This window comes from Streptomyces canus (genome assembly GCF_001514145.1).
In the GTDB taxonomy this organism is placed as follows: Bacteria; Actinomycetota; Actinomycetes; order Streptomycetales; family Streptomycetaceae; genus Streptomyces; species Streptomyces canus.
Genome location: NZ_KQ948661.1, coordinates 368,896 through 385,044, shown reverse-complemented (window position 1 = coordinate 385,044; position 16,149 = coordinate 368,896). Strand labels below are relative to the sequence as shown.

The following is a 16,149-nucleotide window of genomic DNA, read 5'->3' as shown; positions in this document are numbered from 1 at the left end:
CCGGTCAGGCGGCGAAGGAGATGGTTAACGTGTCCGCTACGCCCGTGCTGGCGTTGCGCGGAGTCTCCAAGCGATTCGGTGCGGTGCAGGCCCTCACCGATGTCGAACTGGAGGTCCACGCCGGTGAAGTGGTCGCCCTCGTCGGCGACAACGGCGCTGGAAAGTCCACGCTGGTCAAGACGATCGCCGGTGTGCATCCCATCGATGAGGGCATCATCGAGTGGGACGGCAGCCCGGTCAGCATCAACAAGCCGCACGACGCCCAGGGACTCGGCGTCGCGACGGTCTACCAGGACCTCGCCCTGTGCGACAACCTCGACGTGGTGGGCAACCTCTACCTCGGACGCGAGCTGCTGCGCCGCGGCATCATCGACGAGGTCTCGATGGAGCAGAAGGCCCGCGAGCTGCTGAACACGCTCTCCATCCGCATCCCGAGTGTGCGCATCCCGATCGCGAGCCTCTCCGGCGGTCAGCGCCAGGTCGTCGCCATCGCGCGCGCCCTGATCGGCGACCCCAAGGTCGTGATCCTGGACGAGCCCACCGCCGCCCTCGGTGTCGAGCAGACCGCACAGGTCCTCGACCTCGTCGAGCGGCTGCGCGAGCGCAACCTCGCCGTCATCCTCATCAGCCACAACATGGCCGACGTGAAGGCAGTCGCCGACACCGTCGCCGTGCTGCGACTGGGCAGGAACAACGGTTCCTTCTCGGTGAAGGACACCAGTCAGGAAGAGATCATCTCCGCCATCACGGGTGCCACGGACAACGCCGTGACCCGTCGTGCGGGGCGTCGCAGCACGGAGGCCGCGAAGTGAGCGACACATCCAAGGTTTCCAAGGCGGACGCCGGGACGAAGGGGCAGCAGACGACGGTTGCCCCCGCAGACGATCCCACCGCCGCGCCGGTCTCGGTGGTCGACCCCCGGCTGCTGGTCCGCGAAGAGGGCCTCAAGGGCTACTGGACCGAGTTCACCCGCAAGGTCAAGGGCGGTGAGCTGGGCTCCCTGCCGGTCGTGATCGGCCTGATCGTCATCTGGGCGATCTTCCAGTTCAAGAACGACCGCTTCCTGAGCGCCGACAACCTCTCCAACATCAGCTACTACATGTCGGCCACCGGCATGATCGCCATCGGCCTGGTGTTCGTGCTGCTGCTCGGCGAGATCGACCTGTCCGTCGGCTCGGTCAGCGGTCTGGCTTCCACCCTGTTCGCCGTGTGGGTGGTGCAGCACGGCATGAACGCCTGGCTCGCGCTGCTCCTGGCGATTCTCGTCGGCATCGCCATCGGTGCGCTGCAGGGCTGGTTCTTCGCCAAGATCGGGGTGCCGGCATTCGTCGTCACCCTGGCCGGCCTCCTCGGCTGGAACGGTCTGATGCTGTGGTTGCTGGGCTCCAGCGGCACCATCAACATCCCGTCCGACTCGGGTCCGGTCCACCTGCTCGGGCAGAACTCCTTCTTCATGGACCAGGCCATCATCGGCGGGTACCTGCTGGCCGGCCTCGCCGTCGTGCTGACCGTCGTCGGCAACTTCGGCGAGCAGCGGCGCCGCAAGGCCGCGGGTGTGCCCTTCCGGCCGACCGGCGAGATCCTGGTGCGCGTCGGCGCGCTCGCCGTCGCCTCCTTCGTGGCCGCCGCCGTGCTCAACAACGCGAACGGTGTCTCCAACTCGCTGGTGATCTTCCTGGCGGCGCTGGTGATCGTGGACTTCGTGCTGCGGCGTACCACGTACGGCCGCAAGGTCTTCGCGGTCGGCGGCGGCATCGAGGCGGCCCGTCGTGCCGGTATCAACGTGCCGATGGTCCGGATCACCGTCTTCGCCATCTCCGGCGGGTTCGCGGCGATCGGCGGTATGTTCTTCGCCGGTCAGACCGCGAGCGCAACGCTCAGCGCCGGCGCCGGCAACACCCTGATGCTTGCCATCGCGGCGGCCGTCATCGGCGGTACGAGCCTCTTCGGCGGCCGCGGTTCGGTGTGGTCCGCCCTCCTGGGCATGCTGGTTATCCAGTCCATCACGACCGGTCTGGACCTGCTGAACATGAACGCCTCGATCCAGTACATGATCACCGGTGGTGTTCTGCTGGGAGCGGTCGTCATCGACTCGGTGTCTCGAAAGTCTCAGAAGGCGGCCGGTCGCGGATAGCGCCTGATCGCGCCCCTTCGGGTCGATCCTCTTGCCCGGCACCCACAAGGTGCCGGGCAAGATTTGTTCGCGTAGAACATTAGACTCGACACTCCCGGCAAAGCTCGATCAGCTCTACTGCAAGGAGGCACGGGTGCCGCTGCTGACCCGCATCAGGGGACCGCGTGATCTGGACCGGCTCAGCCTCGAGGAGCTGGACCAGCTGGCGGGGGAGATCAGGAGCTTCCTCGTCGGCGCGGTCTCCAAGACCGGCGGCCACCTCGGCCCCAACCTCGGTGTGGTCGAGCTGACCATCGCCCTGCACCGGGTGTTCGACTCGCCCAGGGACCGGGTGCTCTTCGACACCGGCCACCAGGCGTATGTGCACAAGCTGCTCACCGGCCGGCAGGACTTCTCCAAGCTGCGCTCCAAGGGCGGCCTGTCCGGCTACCCCTCACGCGCCGAGTCCGAGCACGACGTCATCGAGAACAGCCATGCCTCGACCGTCCTCGGCTGGGCCGACGGCCTCGCGAAGGCCAACCAGGTGCTCAAACGGGACGACCACGTCGTCGCCGTGATCGGTGACGGTGCCCTGACCGGCGGTATGGCCTGGGAGGCGCTGAACAACATCGCCGACGCCAGGGACCGGCCGCTGGTCATCGTCGTCAACGACAACGAGCGGTCCTACGCGCCGACCATCGGCGGCCTCGCCAACCACCTGGCCACCCTGCGCACCACCGACGGCTACGAGCGCTTCCTCGCCCGCGGCAAGGACCTGCTGGAGCGCACCCCCGTCGTCGGCAGGCCGCTCTACGAGACCCTGCACGGGGCCAAGAAGGGCCTCAAGGACTTCATCGCGCCCCAGGGCATGTTCGAGGACCTCGGCCTGAAGTACGTCGGCCCCATCGACGGCCACGACCTCGAGGCGCTGGAGTCGGCGCTGGCCCGCGCCAAGCGGTTCGGCGGCCCGGTCATCGTGCACTGCCTCACCGAGAAGGGCCGCGGCTACGAGCCCGCCGAGCAGGACGAGGCCGACCGCTTCCACGGCATCGGCCCCATCCACCCGGACACCGGCCTGCCGATCAAGGCCTCCGCCGCCAGCTGGACCTCCGTCTTCGGCGACGAGATGGTCAAGCTGGGCCGGGAGCGCGAGGACATCGTCGCCATCACCGCGGCCATGCTCCAGCCGGTCGGCCTGAAGAAGTTCGCGGACACCTTCCCGGAGCGCATCTACGACGTCGGTATCGCCGAGCAGCACGCGGCCGTGTCGGCGGCGGGCCTCGCGACCGGCGGCCTGCACCCCGTCTTCGCCGTCTACGCCACCTTCCTCAACCGTGCCTTCGACCAGGTCCTCATGGACGTCGCCCTGCACAAGTGCGGTGTGACCTTCGTGCTCGACCGGGCCGGCGTCACCGGCGACGACGGCGCCTCGCACAACGGCATGTGGGACATGTCGATGCTCCAGGTCGTCCCGACGCTCCGGCTCGCCGCCCCGCGCGACGCCGAACAGCTGCGCGCCCAATTGCGCGAGGCCGTCCAGGTCGACGACGCGCCGACCGTGCTGCGCTACTCCAAGGGCGTCGTGGGGCCCGCCGTACCCGCCGTGGGCACCGTCGGAGGCATGGACGTCCTGCGCGAGCCGGGGACCGGCACACCCGACGTGCTCCTCGTCTCCGTCGGCGCCCTCGCACCCATGTGCCTGGAGATCGCCACGCTCCTCGACAAGCAGGGCATCTCCACCACCGTCATCGACCCGCGCTGGGTCAAGCCCGTCGACGAGGCCATGGCCCCGCTCGCCGAGCGGCACCGCGTGGTCGTCACCGTCGAGGACAACAGCCGGGTCGGCGGCGTCGGCTCGGCGATCGCGCAGGCCCTGCGTGACGCGGGCGTCGACGTCCCGCTGCGCGACTTCGGTATCCCGCCGCGCTTCCTCGACCACGCCTCCCGTGCCGAGGTCATGGCGGAGATCGGTCTCACCGCCCCCGACATCGCCCGCCAGGTCACCGGCCTGGTCTCCAAGCTGGACGGGCGGTACAGCGACAGCGCCGCCGAGGCGGAGCCCGCCCGCGACTGACACGGCCGACTGGGCCGGCCGTACCACTCGTGACAGTGGTACGGCCGGCCCATTCGCGTGAATCCCCCCGCGCCGGGGCATACGACCTACGCCCCCTCTCGATCATGTCGAGGACGACACAGCGTGGGAGGTACCCGTGAGCAGCACCCTCTTCCGGACGAAGAAGGTCGAGCAGTCCATCCTCGATACCGAGGAGCCAGAGCACGCGCTCAAGAAGTCCTTGTCCGCGCTGGATCTGACCGTCTTCGGTGTCGGCGTCATCATCGGCACCGGCATCTTCGTCCTGACCGGCACCGTCGCCAAGAACAACGCCGGTCCGGCGGTGGCCCTGGCCTTCGTCGTGGCCGGTGTCGTCTGCGCGCTCGCCGCGCTCTGCTACGCCGAGTTCGCCTCCACCGTCCCGGTGGCGGGATCGGCCTACACCTTCTCCTACGCCTCCCTCGGCGAACTGCCCGCCTGGATCATCGGCTGGGACCTGGTCCTGGAGTTCGCGCTGGGCACGGCGGTGGTGTCCGTCGGCTGGTCCGGCTACATCGCCTCGCTGCTGGACAACGCGGGCTGGCATCTGCCGGAGGCGCTCGGCAGCCGCGACGGGGCCGACGGCTTCGGCTTCGACATCCTCGCCGCCGCGCTCGTCCTGCTGCTGACCTGCATCCTCGTGCTCGGTACCAAGCTCTCCGCGCGCGTGACCTCGATCGTCGTCGCCATCAAGGTGACGGTCGTGCTGACCGTGATCATCGCGGGCGCCTTCTTCATCAAGGGTGACCACTACGACCCGTTCATCCCGAAGGCGCAGGAGGTGCCGGCCGGTGACAGTCTCCAGTCACCCCTGATCCAGCTGATGTTCGGCTGGGCGCCCTCCAACTTCGGCGTCATGGGCATCTTCACCGCCGCCTCGGTCGTCTTCTTCGCCTTCATCGGCTTCGATGTCGTGGCCACGGCCGCCGAGGAGACCAGGAACCCGCAGCGCGACATGCCGCGCGGCATCCTCGGCTCCCTCATCATCTGCACGACTCTCTACGTCGCCGTCTCGATCGTCGTGACGGGCATGCAGAAGTACACCGACCTGTCCGTCACGGCCCCGCTCGCCGACGCCTTCAAGGCCACCGGCCACCCCTGGTTCGCGGGCTTCATCAGCTTCGGCGCCGCCGTCGGCCTGACGACGGTCTGCATGATCCTGCTCCTGGGCCAGACCCGGGTCTTCTTCGCGATGAGCCGGGACGGACTGCTGCCGACCTTCTTCTCCCACGTCCACCCGAGGTTCAAGACACCGCACCGTCCGACCATCCTGCTCGGCGTGATCATCGCGATCGTCGCCGGCTTCACCCCCCTGAGCGAACTCGCCGAACTGGTCAACATCGGCACCCTGTTCGCGTTCGTGGTGGTCGCCATCGGCGTGATCATCCTCCGCAAGTCCCGCCCCGACCTGCCCCGGTCCTTCCGCACCCCGTGGGTGCCGGTCGTCCCGATCCTGTCGGTCCTGGCCTCCCTCTGGCTGATGCTCAACCTGCCGACCGAGACCTGGCTGCGGTTCGCGCTCTGGATGGTCATCGGCTTCCTCGTCTACTTCCTCTACGGCCGTGGCCACAGCCGTCTCGGACAGCGCAAGGCGACGACGGCCGACAACACGGAGTAACACATGCGTTCCGCCCCGCCGGCCCCGTATGTCCTGTTCGGTCAGGATGTGCGGGGCCGGATAGCGTGCCGCTCATGCCCGCAGAGCTGCTGCTCCCGTCACGTTCCGTGTCCGATTCCCGTACGGCGTACTGGAGCCGACTGCTGCCCCCGCTCGCGGCCCTGGCCTGCGTGACGCGAGTCCCGTCCTTCACGCGCCCCCTCTGGAACCCGGACGAGGGCTATCTCGCCGTGCAGGCACGGCTGTTGGCGCAGGGCGGACAGCTCTACGAGACGGTCGTCGACCGCAAGCCGCCCCTCGTGCCGTGGCTCTACGAGGCCGCGTTCGCGGTGACGGGCTCCGGCACGCTGGCCGGGGTACGCGTCCTGGCGGTCCTGGCCCAACTCCTCACCGCCGCCCTGCTGGCCTCCCTGGCCCGCCGCCGCTGGGGCGACACGTCCGGCCGTACCGCCGGGGTGCTGTATCTGCTGATCTCCGTCGGCCTGAACCCCGAGGACGCCCAGGCCGCGACCTTCGAGGTGTTCCTCCTGCCCTGCACGGCCGCCGCGATGTGGTGCGCGGACCGGTGGCGCTGGGGTGCGGCGGGAACGGCGGTCGCCTGCGCGTTCCTCACCAAGCAGACGGGCGGGGCGGTGCTGCTGCCCGTGCTCTGGCTGTACGTCGCCTCGGGCGCGGGGCGTCGGGACGTGCGGCGGCTCGTGGCGGGGGTGTTGACGCCGGTGCTGTGCGCGGCGCTGGTGACGGATCCGGCGGGTTTCCTGTTCTGGACGGTGACGGGTTCGGGGGCGTACGCGACGTTGACCGGCTCCGAACTCCACGTACTGGCACGGGGTTTGGTCAATACCGGGATCGTGGCGGTGGCCTGCTCGGGACTGATCGCGCCTGTCGTACGGGCCCGGCGCGCACCGACCGTCGATCTGTGGCTGTGGCTGCTCGCGTCGGCGGGAGCGGTGCTGCTCGGCCTCCACTTCTTCGGCCACTACTACCTCCAACTCCTCCCGCCGGTCGCGTTCCTGGCCACGGGGGCGCTGCGCGCGGTGCCGTACGACCGCACGATCACGGCGGTGCTCACCTCGGCCTGCGTGTGCGCGCTGTTCCTGACCTGGGGTGTGCTGGCTCCTTGCACCGACCTCGACCACGCGCGCCGTGTCGCGCAGGCGGTGTCGTCCCGTGCATCGCCGGGCGATCCGGTCCTGGTCTGGGGGATGCACCCGGAGACGTACTGGCTGGCGGACCGTGCCCCGGCCACCCGCTATCTGACGGCGGGTCTCCTCACGAACTACAGCGGGGGCCGGGACGGCGGGCGGGTGGGGGAGAGGTATGCCGTGCGGGGTGCGTGGACGGTGTTCCGGCGGGAGGCGGTCTCGGCGGCCCTGGTGGTGGACGACTCCCGCGGCAAGCCGTATGCGCCGGAACGGGTGCGGGGCCTCCGGCGGTTGTTGGCGGCGGGGTACGAGGAGGCGGGGACGGTGGATGGGGCGGTGCTGTATGTGAAACGGCGGTAGGGGTGCGTTGTCGGCCGCGGGCCGGTGGGGGTTGGTCGCGCAGTTCCCCGCGCCCCTAAAGGTGGGTCCAGTGCACGTACGTCAGGGGCGCGGGGAACTGCGCGACCAGCCACGACGAACCCGCAGCCGCCGGATCACACAGCGCGGCACATCGGAAGGCGCTCAGGGGCGGACCGTCCGCGGCCCCGCCACCTCCGCCCCCAACTCCCCAACCCTGCGCCGAAGTTCACGATCCGCGGTGACCACGAGCACCGGCCGCTCGCCCGCCTCCGCCACCAGCTCCACCATCCGGTCGTCGCCGCTCCCCACCGCCGACTCCACCCGAACCCCCGGCACGGACTCCACCCCCCGGGCCGCCCCCTCCACCACCAGCACGATCTCCATCGGACCATCCCGCCCCGGCACCCCGTCCACCGCCAGCCGGTCCCGCAACCGCTCCGCCGCCCCCCGCCGGTCCCGCCACCACCCGTCCGGCACCGACCCGACGACATTCGCGGCATCCACGACGACCAGCAGCACGTCACTCATGCGCCCAGCGTCCCACGACCGGCCCACCCGAAGGCGGCACCGACCGCCCGATTAGAGTGGGCCTGTGTCAATGGTCCGTACAGTGAACGGCGACTGGCTCATCCGCGCCCGCGACGGCCGACTCGGCGTCTACGCCACCCGCGACGAAGCCGTCTGGTGCAGGGCGGAGCGCCGCCCGGGCGGCGGCACCTGGCTGCCCTGGCGCAAGGTCGGCGGCGATCAGCGCCTGCACCCCCAACTCGCCGTGGGACACGGCGCCGACGGCTACGCACACCTCGCCTCCTGGCGCCCCACCAAGGCCGGGGAAGCGGGCCTCGTGCACTCCACCCACTTCCGCGTCCACCTCGCCGCCCTCGACTGGAGTGCGGTCGGCCACCCCGACAGGGCGGGTGCCCGTACCGGCGTCCCCGCCGTGGCCGTCGACGCGGAGGGCCGGGCGCATGTCTTCGTCAGCAACCGCGGCAACGGCGTGCACGCCCGCATCCAGAAGGAACGCGGCGGCTGGAACGCCTGGTCCGACCTCAAGGGCTCCGACGTGCACGAGGAACTGGCCGCCGTGACAGGGGAGTCGGGCCGGGTCGAGCTCTACGGCACCAACCCGGACGGCATCCTGCGTTGGCTCCAGGAAGAAGCGGGCGCGCCCCCCGTACCGGCCGACCCGCTGCCCGTCCGCGTCGAGCCGGGCACCCTCAGCGCGCTGCCCACCTCCAAGGAACACACCACGCTGTTCTTCGCGGACCCCGAGGGCATGCTCTACGCCTGGCGCCCGGACACCGAGCCGACCCCCCTGCTCGCGGCGGCCGGCCCCGGCCCGGCGGCTCTTCTCCGCTGCACCCTGGACGGCCACGACTGCACCCTGCTCGCCCAGCGTTCGGCCTCCGGCCGGGTCGCTTTCGCCGCCTGTCCGACCGAGCAGGAGTCGGCGGGCCTGTGGTGGACGGAGTCCGGGCCGCAGTTGCCGGCGGGTACGGCCGTGGCCCTCGCCGAGGACGCGGACGGCCGTATCGTCGCCGCGACGGTGACCCCCGACGGGGAGCTCCGGATCGCCCGGCAGAAGGACGAGCCGGGACTGGCACTGGCGGCCTGGCAGGAGGTCTGAGCGCCCCTGACTCGCACAGCCGAGCCTCGCACACTGGACGCGTCCGGTGAGTGTGAAGAGGGCCTCCGCCGCCGCGGAGGCCCTCTTCACCGTCGTACGGCCGGTCGCTACGCCGGAACCGATGCCAGGCCCGGAGCCAGGAACTTCTTGCCGTTCACGCGCTCGGAGACACCCTCGCGGTCCAGGTACGGTGTGATGCCGCCCAGGTGGAAGGGCCAGCCGGCGCCCGTGATCAGGCAGAGGTCGATGTCCTGGGCCTCGGCGACGACACCCTCGTCGAGCATGAGCCCGATCTCCTGGGCGACGGCGTCCAGGACGCGCTCGCGGACCTGCTCCTCGGTCAGCACGGAGTTGCCCTGCTGCAGCAGCGCGGCGACCTCCGGGTCCAGCTCCGGCTTGCCGGAGTCGTAGACGTAGAAGCCGCGCTTGCCCGCCTTGACGACGGCCGCGAGGTTCGGGGAGACCGTGAAGCGGTCCGGGAAGGCCCGGTTGAGGGTCTCCGAGACGTGCAGACCGATCGCGGGGCCGACCAGCTCAAGGAGGACGAGAGGAGACATCGGCAGGCCCAGGGGCTCCACCGCCTTCTCCGCGACCTCGACCGGGGTGCCCTCGTCGATGACGTTCTGGATCTCGCCCATGAAGCGGGTGAGGATGCGGTTGACGACGAACGCCGGGGCGTCCTTGACCAGCACCGCGGTCTTCTTCAGCTTCTTGGCGACGGCGAAGGCGGTGGCCAGCGACGCGTCGTCGGTCTGCTCGCCGCGGACGATCTCCAGGAGGGGGAGGATCGCGACCGGGTTGAAGAAGTGGAAGCCGACCACCCGCTCGGGGTTCTTCAGCTTCGACGCCATCTCGGTGACCGACAGCGAGGAGGTGTTGGTGGCGAGGATCGCGTGCGCCGGGGCGACCGCCTCGACCTCCGCGAACACCGTCTGCTTGACGCCGATCTCCTCGAACACGGCCTCGATGATGAAGTCCGCGTCGGAGAAGCCCTCCGCCTTGTCCAGCACACCGGTGACCAGGGCCTTGAGGCGGTTGGCCTTGTCCTGGTTGATACGGCCCTTGCCGAGCAGCTTCTCGATCTCGGCGTGGACGTAGCCCACACCCTTGTCGACGCGCTCCTGGTCGATGTCGGTCAGCACGACCGGCACCTCGAGGCGGCGCAGGAAGAGCAGCGCGAGCTGGGAGGCCATCAGACCGGCGCCGACGACACCGACCTTGGTGACCGGGCGGGCCAGGTTCTTGTCCGGGGCGCCCGCGGGACGCTTGCCGCGCTTCTGCACCAGGTTGAACGCGTAGATCCCGGACCGCAGTTCGCCACCCATGATCAGGTCGGCGAGGGCAACGTCCTCGGCGTCGTAGCCCTGCTGGAGGTCGCCGTTCTTGGCGGCGGCGATGATGTCCAGGGCGCGGTAGGCGGCCGGGGCCGCGCCGTGCACCTTGGAGTCGGCGATGAACCGGCCGCGCGCGACGGCCTGGTCCCAGGCCTCACCGCGGTCGATCACCGGACGGTCGATGACGATCTCGCCCTTGAGGACGGACGCCGTCCACAGCAGGGACTGCTCCAGGAAGTCCGCGCCCTCGAACAGCGCGTCGGCGATGCCCAGTTCGTAGACCTGAGCGCCCTTGAGCTGCTTGTTCTGGTTGAGGGAGTTCTCGATGATCACCGAGACGGCCTTGTCCGCGCCGATCAGGTTCGGCAGCAGGGTGCAGCCGCCCCAGCCGGGGACCAGACCGAGGAAGACCTCGGGGAGCGAGAAGGCGGGCAGGGCCGCGGACACCGTCCGGTACTGGCAGTGCAGACCGACCTCGACGCCACCGCCCATCGCGGCACCGTTGTAGTACGCGAAGGTCGGCACGGCGATGCCCGCGAGACGCTTGAAGACCTCGTGGCCGCCCTTGCCGATGGCCAGCGCGTCCTTGTGCTCCTTCAGCAGCTCGACGCCCTTGAGGTCGGCGCCGACGGCGAAGATGAACGGCTTGCCGGTGATGCCGACACCGACGATCTCGCCGGCCGAGGCCTCCTTCTCGACCTGGTCGATGGCGGTGTCGAGGTTCGCCAGCGAAGCCGGGCCGAAGGTGGTCGGCTTGGTGTGGTCGAAGCCGTTGTCCAGCGTGATGAGCGCGAAGCGGCCCGCGTTGAACGGCAGGTCCAGGTGACGCACGTGCGCCTGGGTGACTACCTCGTCCGGGAACAGCTCGGCCGCACCCTTCAAGAGCTCAGTGGTGCTCACTTGCTGCCTCCGGCGTCCTTGTGGTTCGGGTTCTCCCAGATGACGGTCGCGCCCATGCCGAAGCCGACGCACATGGTGGTCAGGCCGTAGCGGACCTCGGGCTGCTCCTCGAACTGGCGGGCCAGCTGCGTCATCAGACGCACACCCGAGGAGGCCAGCGGGTGACCGAAGGCGATCGCGCCGCCGTACTGGTTGACGCGTTCGTCGTCGTCCGCGATGCCGTAGTGGTCGAGGAAGGCCAGCACCTGGACGGCGAAGGCCTCGTTGATCTCGAACAGGCCGATGTCGGAGATGGACAGGCCCGCCTGGGCGAGCGCCTTCTCGGTGGCCGGGATCGGGCCGTAGCCCATGACCTCCGGCTCGACACCCACGAAGGAGTACGAGACGAGGCGCATCTTCACCGGCAGGTCGTTCTCGCGGGCGAAGTCCTCGGACGCGATGAGGGAGGCGGTGGCGCCGTCGTTCAGACCGGCCGCGTTACCGGCGGTGACCCGGCCGTGCACACGGAACGGCGTCTTGAGGCCCGACAGGTTCTCCAGGGTGGTCCCCGGGCGCATCGGCTCGTCGGCGGTGACCAGACCCCAGCCGGTCTCACCGGCCTCCGGGTTGGTGCGGCGCACCGAGATCGGCACCAGGTCGGCCTGGATCTTGCCGTTGGCGTAAGCCTTGGCGGCCTTCTCCTGGGAGCGCACGGCGTACTCGTCGGCGCGCTGCTTGGTGATCTGCGGGTAGCGGTCGTGCAGGTTCTCGGCGGTCATGCCCATGAACAGAGCCGACTCGTCGACCAGCTTCTCGCTGACGAACCGCGGGTTCGGGTCCACGCCCTCGCCCATGGGGTGACGGCCCATGTGCTCGACGCCACCGGCGATGGCGATGTCGTAGGCACCGAAGGCGACCGACCCGGCGACCGTGGTGACGGCGGTCAGCGCGCCGGCGCACATGCGGTCGATCGAGTAGCCGGGCACCGACTGCGGCAGACCGGCGAGGATGCCGGCGGTACGGCCGATGGTGAGACCCTGGTCACCGATCTGCGTGGTCGCGGCGATGGCGACCTCGTCGATCTTCTTCGGGTCGAGACCCGGGTTGCGGCGCAGCAGCTCCCGGATCGCCTTCACGACGAGGTCGTCGGCGCGGGTCTCGTGGTAGATGCCCTTCGGGCCCGCCTTGCCGAACGGGGTGCGGACGCCGTCGACGAAGACGACGTCCCTGACGGTACGAGGCACGATGGCTCTCCTCCAGATGCGGGATCTGCACTGCTGCGATGCGCTGAGCGCGCGCTCAGACCCATGCTACTTATGAGTAACGTGACTGCCCACCCCTGGAGGCCGGAGCGGTGAAGGTCACACCGCGGGAGGCGCGGTGGAGCCCCTCGGGGTCAGTACCGGAGTGGGCACGGGGTGCGATCCCGGCCCCTCCCCGGTGATCACTGCGAACAAGGTCCGAGCCGCCTCCGCACCGAATCCGTGCACGTCGTGGCTCATCGCGGAGAGCGTGGGATGGGTGAGCCGGCAGAGCTGGGAGTCGTCCCAGGCGAGCAGGGAGACGTCACGCGGAACGTTCAGGCCCATCTCCGCCGCGACCGACAGTCCGGCCACCGCCATGATGTCGTTGTCGTAGACGATCGCCGTGGGCCGGTCCGCCGAGGGGGCGGTCAGCAGGGACCGGGTGGCCCGCCCCCCGGCCTCTCCCGAGTAGTCGGTGGTCACCTGCCAGGCCCCCGCCAGCTCAAGGCTCCGCGCCGCCTCGTCGAACGCGGCCGTCCTCATCGCCGTGTGCCCGAGCGCCGCCGCACCACCCACCCGGGCGATCCGTCGGTGCCCCAGCACCGCCAGATACCGCACGGCCTCCGTCACGGCGGTGGCGTCGTCGGTCCACACGGACGTGAGGCCGCCGGTGAACGCGGGGTGCCCCACCGCCACCACCGGCAGGCCCAGCCGCCCGGTCGCCGCGACGCGCGGATCGTCGGCCCGGAAGTCGACCAGGATCGACCCCCCGACCTGCCGTCCCCGCCACCACGACTCCTGCAGCCCGACCTCCTCCTCCACGTTCCGCACGAGCCGCAGCAGCAGCGAGCAGTTCCGCTCGATCAGCACGCTCTCCACGCCCGACACGAACTCCATGTAGAAGGGTTCGAGCCCCAGCAGCCGGGCCGGCCGGCAGATCGCGAGACCCACCACGTCCACCCGCGACCCGGCCAGCGTCCGTGCCGTGAGGTTCGGCGCCCAGCCCAGCTCCCGCGCGGCCAGGAAGATCCGGTCCCGGGTCGCCTCCGACAGCCCCGGCTTGTGGTTGAAGGCGAGCGAGACGGCCCCCTTGGACACACCGGCACGCGCGGCGACGTCCTTGATCGTGACGCGCGACGTCGGCTGGGCTGTCATCGGCTGGGCTCCAGGCAGTACAGGGCGGACCGAGCGGCGTCCGGATCAGGAGTCTTCCAGCCGCTGACCCCGATGGTCACCCGCTCCCCGGGCAACAACGTGACCAGCCCCCGGTCGGCCCGGGCCGCCGGATCCAGCCGGTCCGCCTGGAGCAGCAGATCCCGTACGAGGGTGCGTGCCGTCACGGTCACGGCCCCCGGCACCACGGCCACGTCGAACTCCGGCCGCGGGTAGGGGATTTCCCGGTCCGGTGAGGGAAAGTACAGCGCCCGCAGACCGCCTGGCCGCGTCCCGGCGTCCTGGCCCGCGCCTGCGCCGGCCTTCTTGTCCGAGCCGCGGCCCGCGCCCGCATCCTCAGCCACCCCCGCGCCCGCAGTCGAGCCCCGGCCTGTGCCCGCATTCCCTTCCCGGTCCGTGCCGGCAGCCGAGCCCCAGCCCGTGTCGGCGCCCACAGCCGCTCCCCGGTCCACACCGCCGTCCCCGCCCGCGTCCGCCACCAGGAACTCCTTCGGCCCCACCGGCACCAGTTCCGGCGGAACCGTCACATCGGTGACCGTACGTCGGGCCGCGCGGAAGTTCAGCTCGGTCTCGTCGATCACCTTGCCGTCCACCGACATCCGCCGCAGCCGCAGCACCCCCGCCCACGGCTCGCCCGCCTGGTTGACGGCCGCCAACACCAGCTTCCGGCCGCGCATCCGGACCGTCAGCAACCGGTCCGCGTACAGGCGCCGCAGCTCGTGATACAGCGGTTTCTCCCGCCCGTCCCCGTCGATGGCGGCCCAACTCGTCACCGGCCAGCAGTCGTTGAGCTGCCACACCACCGTCCCCGCGCACACCGGCCAGTGCGACCTCCAGTGCTCGATCCCCGCGGCCACGGCCCGCGCCTGGTTGACCTGCATGAGGTAGTGCCAGCGGTCGAAGTCCCCCTCGGGAAAGGCGAAATGCCGCTCCAGCCCACGCCGAAGCTTGCCGTTCCCGTCGTCGGCCTTCTGGTGATGCAGCACACCGGGGGAGTCCGCCGCCAGTACCTCCCCGGGCAGCGCACGCGCCAGCGTGGCGTACGCGGGCGGCGCCTGCCAGCCGAACTCGGCCACGAAACGCGGCACTTCGCCGCGGTACTCGGCGTAGTCCTCCCGGTTCCACACCTCCCAGGAGTGGTGCGTCCCGTGCGCCGGATCGTTCGGGTGATGCTCCCACGACCCGGACCAGGGGCTCCCCGCCGTGTACGGCCGCGTGGGGTCCAACTCGGCCACCACCCGCGGCAGTACGCCCAGGTAGTACCCCTCTCCCCAGGAGTCCCCGGCGAGCCGCGCCTCCCATCCCCAGTCCCGGAACCCCCACAGGTTCTCGTTGTTGCCGTTCCACAGCACGAGCGAGGGATGCGGCATCAGCCGTACGACGTTCTCCCGGGCCTCCGCCTCCACCTCGCCCCGCAGCGGCTGCTCCTCCGGGTAGGCGGCGCACGCGAACGGGAAGTCCTGCCAGACCAGCAGCCCGAGCTCGTCGCAGGCGTCGTAGAAGTCCTCGCTCTCGTAGATCCCGCCGCCCCAGATCCGCACCAGGTCCACCCCGGCACCGGCCGCCTGTCCCAGCCGCTCCCGGTACCGCTCACGAGTGATCCGGGAGGGGAAGACGTCGTCCGGGATCCAGTTCACGCCGCGCGCGAAGAGCCGCTCGCCGTTGACGACGAGGGTGAACCCGGTGCCGTGTGCGTCGGCCGAGCGGTCCAGCTCGACGGTACGGAAGCCGACCCGGCGCCGCCACACGTCCAGCGGGCGGCCCTCGTGCAGGAGCGTCAACTCGACGTCATACAGAGGCTGTTCACCGTATCCACGCGGCCACCACAGCCCCACGTCGGGCACTTCGAGGCGTACGACCCCCTCGGTGCCGTCAAGGGAGGCGATCGCCCGCACCCCACCCACGGAAGCCTCGACCCTCAGCGGCGCCTCGACCCGGGCCCGCTCGACCTCGACAGCCAACTCCACGACGCCCAGGCCCTGTTCGCCGACGGTCACCAGCGGCCGCACCCGGGCGATCCTGGCCGTCGACCACCGCTCGATCCGCACCGGCCGCCAGATTCCGGCCGTCACCAGCGTCGGCCCCCAGTCCCAGCCGAAGGAGCAGGCCATCTTGCGGAGGTACTGGTAGGGCTCGGCATACGCGGCGGGTCGTTCGCCCAGCTTGCCCCGCACGGCCTCGGCCTCGGCGTAGGCGGAGACGAACCGCACGGCGAGCCGTCCCGCCATGCCGGTCACGTCGAAGCGGTACGAGCGGTGCATGTTCCTGGTCCGGCCCAGGAGTTGGCCGTCCAGGAGAATCTCGGCCACGGTGTCCAAACCGTCGAAGACGAGGTCGGTCTGCTCGTGCCCGTCCACGGGCGGCAGTTCGGTCTCGTACGTCCAGTCCCGCCGCCCCACCCAGGCCAGGTCGGTCTCGTTCCGCCCGAGAAAGGGATCCGGGACCGCTCCCGCCGCCAGCAGGTCCGTGTGTACGCATCCCGGTACGACGGCCGGGAGTTCACCCCCCTCGTGCCGCAGGATCCATCCCTCGGTGAGCGGTGTGGCCTGAAGCATGCGAGCTCC

At 70.4% G+C, this 16,149-nt stretch carries 11 protein-coding genes; 6 read left to right on the top strand and 5 right to left on the bottom strand.

Going from position 1 to position 16,149, the window contains the following annotated elements; all coding sequences use genetic code 11:
- Positions 1 to 20: 20 nt before the first annotated feature.
- The 5 genes from AQJ46_RS21455 to AQJ46_RS21435 all read left to right on the top strand — a co-directional run bounded on the left by AQJ46_RS21455 (position 21) and on the right by AQJ46_RS21435 (position 7,328).
- Positions 21 to 812, top strand: a complete 792-nt coding sequence (locus AQJ46_RS21455) for an ATP-binding cassette domain-containing protein (RefSeq protein ID WP_059207136.1) — start codon at positions 21 to 23, stop codon at positions 810 to 812.
- Complete coding sequence (locus AQJ46_RS21450) at positions 809 to 2,134, top strand: sugar ABC transporter permease (RefSeq protein WP_059207135.1); 1,326 nt, start codon at positions 809 to 811, stop codon at positions 2,132 to 2,134. Before AQJ46_RS21455 ends, AQJ46_RS21450 begins: the two co-directional genes overlap by 4 nt.
- 133 nt (positions 2,135 to 2,267) lie before the next feature.
- Positions 2,268 to 4,187, top strand: a complete 1,920-nt coding sequence (gene dxs / locus AQJ46_RS21445; RefSeq protein ID WP_059207134.1) for a 1-deoxy-D-xylulose-5-phosphate synthase — start codon at positions 2,268 to 2,270, stop codon at positions 4,185 to 4,187.
- A 136-nt stretch (positions 4,188 to 4,323) separates the two neighbouring features.
- Complete coding sequence (locus AQJ46_RS21440; protein ID WP_059207133.1) at positions 4,324 to 5,823, top strand: amino acid permease; 1,500 nt, start codon at positions 4,324 to 4,326, stop codon at positions 5,821 to 5,823.
- A gap of 74 nt (positions 5,824 to 5,897) precedes the next feature.
- Entirely contained in the window at positions 5,898 to 7,328 is a 1,431-nt protein-coding gene (locus AQJ46_RS21435) for an ArnT family glycosyltransferase (protein ID WP_059207132.1), read from the top strand.
- Between the two features lie 162 nt (positions 7,329 to 7,490).
- Here AQJ46_RS21435 and AQJ46_RS21430 read toward each other — a convergent pair whose 3' ends face one another.
- Positions 7,491 to 7,856, bottom strand: coding sequence for a PIN domain-containing protein (locus AQJ46_RS21430; RefSeq protein WP_059207131.1), 366 nt, complete (start codon positions 7,854 to 7,856; stop codon positions 7,491 to 7,493).
- 70 nt (positions 7,857 to 7,926) lie between these two features.
- Here AQJ46_RS21430 and AQJ46_RS21425 point away from each other — a divergent pair, with 70 nt between their 5' ends.
- A complete protein-coding gene (locus AQJ46_RS21425) occupies positions 7,927 to 8,955 on the top strand; it encodes a hypothetical protein (RefSeq protein ID WP_079072376.1) in 1,029 nt (342 codons plus the stop codon).
- A 107-nt stretch (positions 8,956 to 9,062) separates the two neighbouring features.
- Here the strand turns inward: AQJ46_RS21425 and AQJ46_RS21420 are convergent, their stop codons facing one another.
- From AQJ46_RS21420 to AQJ46_RS21405, 4 genes are all read right to left on the bottom strand, one after another.
- Positions 9,063 to 11,189, bottom strand: coding sequence for a 3-hydroxyacyl-CoA dehydrogenase NAD-binding domain-containing protein (locus AQJ46_RS21420; RefSeq protein ID WP_059207129.1), 2,127 nt, complete (start codon positions 11,187 to 11,189; stop codon positions 9,063 to 9,065).
- The gene (locus tag AQJ46_RS21415) at positions 11,186 to 12,412 is read right to left on the bottom strand and encodes a thiolase family protein (RefSeq protein WP_059207128.1); all 1,227 of its coding nucleotides are present in this window, start codon (positions 12,410 to 12,412) and stop codon (positions 11,186 to 11,188) included. The genes AQJ46_RS21420 and AQJ46_RS21415 overlap by 4 nt, the downstream gene beginning before the upstream one ends.
- A gap of 117 nt (positions 12,413 to 12,529) precedes the next feature.
- Positions 12,530 to 13,567: a LacI family DNA-binding transcriptional regulator gene (locus tag AQJ46_RS21410; protein ID WP_059207127.1), complete on the bottom strand. Its 1,038-nt coding sequence runs from the start codon at positions 13,565 to 13,567 to the stop codon at positions 12,530 to 12,532.
- Complete coding sequence (locus tag AQJ46_RS21405) at positions 13,564 to 16,140, bottom strand: glycoside hydrolase family 2 protein (protein ID WP_059207126.1); 2,577 nt, start codon at positions 16,138 to 16,140, stop codon at positions 13,564 to 13,566. The genes AQJ46_RS21410 and AQJ46_RS21405 overlap by 4 nt, the downstream gene beginning before the upstream one ends.
- Positions 16,141 to 16,149 lie beyond the last annotated feature (9 nt).

What these genes read in the sequence shown, in the direction of transcription:
- AQJ46_RS21455 (WP_059207136.1), top strand. Translation starts at nt 21, where the DNA reads ATGGTTAACGTGTCCGCTACGCCCGTGCTGGCGTTGCGCGGAGTCTCC.
- AQJ46_RS21435 (WP_059207132.1), top strand. Translation starts at nt 5,898, where the DNA reads ATGCCCGCAGAGCTGCTGCTCCCGTCACGTTCCGTGTCCGATTCCCGT.
- AQJ46_RS21430 (WP_059207131.1), bottom strand. Translation starts at nt 7,856, where the DNA reads ATGAGTGACGTGCTGCTGGTCGTCGTGGATGCCGCGAATGTCGTCGGG.
- AQJ46_RS21425 (WP_079072376.1), top strand. Translation starts at nt 7,927, where the DNA reads ATGGTCCGTACAGTGAACGGCGACTGGCTCATCCGCGCCCGCGACGGC.
- AQJ46_RS21410 (WP_059207127.1), bottom strand. Translation starts at nt 13,567, where the DNA reads ATGACAGCCCAGCCGACGTCGCGCGTCACGATCAAGGACGTCGCCGCG.
- AQJ46_RS21405 (WP_059207126.1), bottom strand. Translation starts at nt 16,140, where the DNA reads ATGCTTCAGGCCACACCGCTCACCGAGGGATGGATCCTGCGGCACGAG.